The 3827-nt window shown below is 49.1% G+C and carries 5 protein-coding genes; 1 reads left to right on the top strand and 4 read right to left on the bottom strand.

What is annotated here, in order from left to right:
- From JF818_RS09255 to JF818_RS09240, 4 genes are all read right to left on the bottom strand, one after another.
- A partial coding sequence (locus JF818_RS09255) for a hypothetical protein (RefSeq protein WP_198891729.1) occupies nt 1-409 on the bottom strand: 409 nt, incomplete at its 3' end.
- Between the two features lie 68 nt (nt 410-477).
- The gene (locus JF818_RS09250; protein WP_198891728.1) at nt 478-645 is read right to left on the bottom strand and encodes a DUF362 domain-containing protein; all 168 of its coding nucleotides are present in this window, start codon (nt 643-645) and stop codon (nt 478-480) included.
- Nucleotides 646-847: 202 nt separating this feature from the next.
- Nucleotides 848-1417, bottom strand: coding sequence for a 4Fe-4S binding protein (locus tag JF818_RS09245; protein WP_198891727.1), 570 nt, complete (start codon nt 1415-1417; stop codon nt 848-850).
- A complete protein-coding gene (locus tag JF818_RS09240) occupies nt 1414-1668 on the bottom strand; it encodes an ATP-binding protein (protein ID WP_198891726.1) in 255 nt (84 codons plus the stop codon). The genes JF818_RS09245 and JF818_RS09240 overlap by 4 nt, the downstream gene beginning before the upstream one ends.
- A gap of 177 nt (nt 1669-1845) precedes the next feature.
- Here JF818_RS09240 and JF818_RS09235 point away from each other — a divergent pair.
- A partial coding sequence (locus tag JF818_RS09235; protein ID WP_198891725.1) for a DNA topoisomerase 3 occupies nt 1846-3827 on the top strand: 1982 nt, incomplete at its 3' end.

The following is a 3827-nucleotide window of genomic DNA, read 5'->3' as shown; positions in this document are numbered from 1 at the left end:
GGGGAAGGAAGCTCAAGAGCAGGAAGAAGATGATAAGGCTCATGGAAACGGCGGTAAAGAGGGCTACCACCAGCTCGACAATCTTCTGTTTCTTCCTTGCAAGGAGGAACAGGACCAAACCACCAGTTGCAAAGGAGACCAGGTAGATTAGGACACCACGATAATCAGAAGGATTGAAAAGGACATTCCAGAGCGATCTGAGGGGGGTGGGATCCTGCAGGACCTGCATGAAGGACTCCCGTCCATAGCTCATCAAGGCAATGAAGAGAAAAACAATCGATCCTGAGACGACACTGCGGAGCCTAACAAGCAAGCTCTTGGTCTTATATCCATAGAAACAGAGAAAGAAGCCTACAAGAAGGCCGATGAGCATTACAGGGGCACCAATGGTCGTTATTTCACTTTGCATGTATGTTCCTTCTCACGTAAAAAAAAAGAGACAGCAACATACGCTGTCTCTCAGTCTAAGTTGTTATCCTACTCCTGAATGATAGCAGCGGTAGGACATACATCAGCGCAAGTACCGCAATCGATGCATGCATCTGCATCAATTACATAGATGTCGCCTTCAGAAATCGCACCGGTAGGACATTCCGGCAGACACGTTCCACATGCAATACATGCATCTGTGATTTTGTAAGCCATGATAGTGACTCCTTACTTCGTTTTCGTTGCTTCTGACTATATACCTACTTGCAATTCAAGTCAAGGAATATGAGTTATCTGTACTGATAGCGATGCATGTAAAACGATAGTCTGCTATGGGTTACAAGTTACAATACGCTAACATAATTTCAATGCTATGCAACATATGGTGTGACTCCAACTTTACGTAGGGTAGTTATGGCTATTCCTTCATCCAAGACAAGACTTTGTCCTGGAGCGTTCCAATCGGGCAGATGGCACACCATAGGCGAGGACGGTAGATGAGGGCTAGGATGCTGGCAAGAATCGTTGTACTGAGCATCATGGAATAGAAACGATAGGAGAGATGCAAGAGGAATGGTGGTACACTTACCTGCAGCAACTGTGGCAGGGGAAACAGTGGAATAGCTATAAAGAGACGGATGTACGGCATTGCTTCCATATTTCCCATGGCTATCTGGGTTGTCGAACCAGCTATGAACATCAGATTGAGTCCAAAGTACCAAATCATATAGTACTTTGCTTTACCGCTGGTAATGAATCGAGGGTTTTTTCTCCAGTTGTGTTTTTTTCCTACCTGGTTGAGATAGCTTGCCCGTGGGCAGTAGCGCTGGCACCATACCTTCCTCTTAACCCTTGCAAGCAAGATGAAGGGAAGTGCCATGCAAAGAAGGGCAAGGTTGGCTAAGAGTATGGAAACAAAACCCAGGGAAAAATAGGCAATGGTGATGATAAAAAGGCCTGGGAGCAATCCTCTGGATTTCTTGATCATGCACCCTCCTTTCGTTTCATCTTCAGGGCTCCGGGAAAGCAGTAACGAGTACATTTTCCGCAATCAGTACATTTCCTTTTGTCTACTTTCGGTGCTGCAAACCCTTTCTGGGTCAAGGCACCGGAAGGGCAGACTCCTACAGCTGGACAACGATGGTTCTGGGGACAACGATGGGTGAGTACGGTCAATACTTTTGGCTCTTTAGGCCCTGCTGGTTTCAAACCAAAAAATGATGCAATGTCAAATGCCATGGTGCTTTCTTCCTTGATGATTGTATGTAGCTCTGGTTCCAGAACCGTAGCTGAAAACAGATATTCTGTCAAATGGTTGTTAATAGCAAATATTGTGAACAACAAAAGCCCCTTTCGGGTTTCCCTTGCACAGAGGTATCCCTTGGATATATAGTCAGCCTCGTGGAGGAGTACATCTTGAAACAATTGGTATTAGCTGAAAAGCCGAGCGTCGGAAGGGAACTCGGACGTGTCTTGCACTGTTGGAAATCGGAGAAAGGATACCGCGAAGGGGATGACTATATCGTAACCTGGGCACTTGGACACCTGGTGGAGCTTGCTCAACCTGCTGCCTATAGTGACCGCTATAAAAGATGGTCACTGAGGGATCTTCCGATGTTGCCCCCAGTCTTGAAGCAGGAAGTGATCGAACAGAGCAAGGAACAGTTTTCCGTGGTCAAGCAACTCATCCAACGAAAGGATGTTGATTCAGTGATCATCGCCACTGATGCAGGTAGGGAAGGCGAGTTGGTCGCCCGTTGGATCATGAAACTTGCAGACTACCAAGGACCAGCAAAAAGGCTTTGGATCAGCAGCCAGACTGAAGGGGCAATCAAGGAGGGATTCAGCAACCTCAAGGATGCAACACTCTATGACGACTTGTATGCAGCAGCGGAAAGTCGTGCTGCTGCTGACTGGTATATCGGGATGAATGTCACCAGGGCCTTGACCTGTCACTATGATGCAAAGCTCTCAGCTGGGCGGGTACAAACCCCAACTCTTGCCCTGATGACCCAGAAAGAGGATGAAATAGAGGCATTCAGTGGTCAGTTTTATTGGACACTCAAGGCCGACTTCACTGATTTTACTGCCTCCTATTACCCCACTGAGGACTCGATCAGGATCAATGATGAGAAGAGTGCCAAGCAGAAGGAGGCAGAGCTCACAGGAAAGACAGGGCAGGTTTTCTCCCTGGAAACAGTTGATCGCACTGAGCAACCTCCGCTTGCCTATGACCTGACTGAACTGCAACGGGATGCAAACAATCTCCTCGATTTCAGTGCGAAGGAGACCCTTGATACCTTGCAGTCCCTCTATGAACAGCACAAGATTGTGACCTATCCAAGAACTGACAGCCGCTACATTACCAGTGATATTGTATCCACACTGGAAAAGCGCCTGCAGGCTCTCGATGCAACCCCGTTTGGCAGTCTTGCCAGTTCATACCGGATACAGGGGTATCGTGTCGACCAAGAGCGGTTTGTCCAGGATCTGAAGGTGAGCGACCACCATGCAATCATCCCAACCGAGCAACGTGTTGATCTTAGCAGACTGAACGCCAGGGAGCGCGCTCTCTGGGAGTTGATCGTGCTTCGCTTCCTTGAAGTGCTCAGCAGCGATTACACCTATCGGACCACCACCCTGATCGCTGATGTGGAAGGTTCACGATTCAAGACCCGTCTTACCCTTCCTGTTGAGCAGGGATGGAGAGATGTTGCCCGTGTGATCGGCAAACGGAGTGCCCAGCCCTCGATTACAGACGAAGAAGAAGCCAGTCCCTTCCTGCTCTCCCTGAAGGAGGGTGACCCGCTGACCATCTCCAGTGTGAAACTTAGAAGGCTTTCCACTCCGTCCCCTGCCCGTTATACGGAGGCAACACTGCTCTCTGCCATGGAGCATGCTGGGCGGTTTGTTGAGGATGCAAAACTCAAGAAACAGCTGGGAGGAGGGCTCGGAACTCCCGCAACCCGTGCAGACATCATCGAGAAATTGATACAGAACCACTATGTGGAACGCCAGGGGAAGGAACTGGTTCCCACTCCCAAGGGAAGGGAGTTGGTTCGTCTTGCCCCTGAGGAGCTTCGCTCGCCTGAACTGACCGGGCTCTGGGAACAACGTCTGGGTGCAATTGCTGATGGCAAGGAGGATAGCCGTCGTTTTCTTGAGGATATCAAGACCCATGCAGTGAAACTTGTTGATGAGGTCATCAAGAGCAGTGAGCTGTTCTCACCAAAATTCCCCGATGCCAAACAGTGTCCTTTCTGCAAAGGTCCCATGATGAAGGTGGTTGATGATATCGGTCAGAACCACTACCTGTGCCAGAGACTCTCCTGCTCCTATGAGGAGATGGAGATCAAGAAACGGGTCATGGTTCCTGGAAAGGAGAAGCCGGCTAAAGT

Source organism: Sphaerochaeta sp. S2, from assembly GCF_016406725.1.
Classification (GTDB): Bacteria; Spirochaetota; Spirochaetia; order Sphaerochaetales; family Sphaerochaetaceae; genus Sphaerochaeta.
The sequence above is the reverse complement of the archived record's forward strand: the minus strand, read 5'-3'. Positions and strand labels throughout refer to the sequence as shown.

Bases quoted from the DNA above. Each gene is read 5' to 3' on its own strand.
- JF818_RS09250 (WP_198891728.1), bottom strand. From the start codon at position 645: ATGGCTTACAAAATCACAGATGCATGTATTGCATGTGGAACGTGTCTG.
- JF818_RS09245 (WP_198891727.1), bottom strand. From the start codon at position 1,417: ATGATCAAGAAATCCAGAGGATTGCTCCCAGGCCTTTTTATCATCACC.
- JF818_RS09240 (WP_198891726.1), bottom strand. From the start codon at position 1,668: ATGGCATTTGACATTGCATCATTTTTTGGTTTGAAACCAGCAGGGCCT.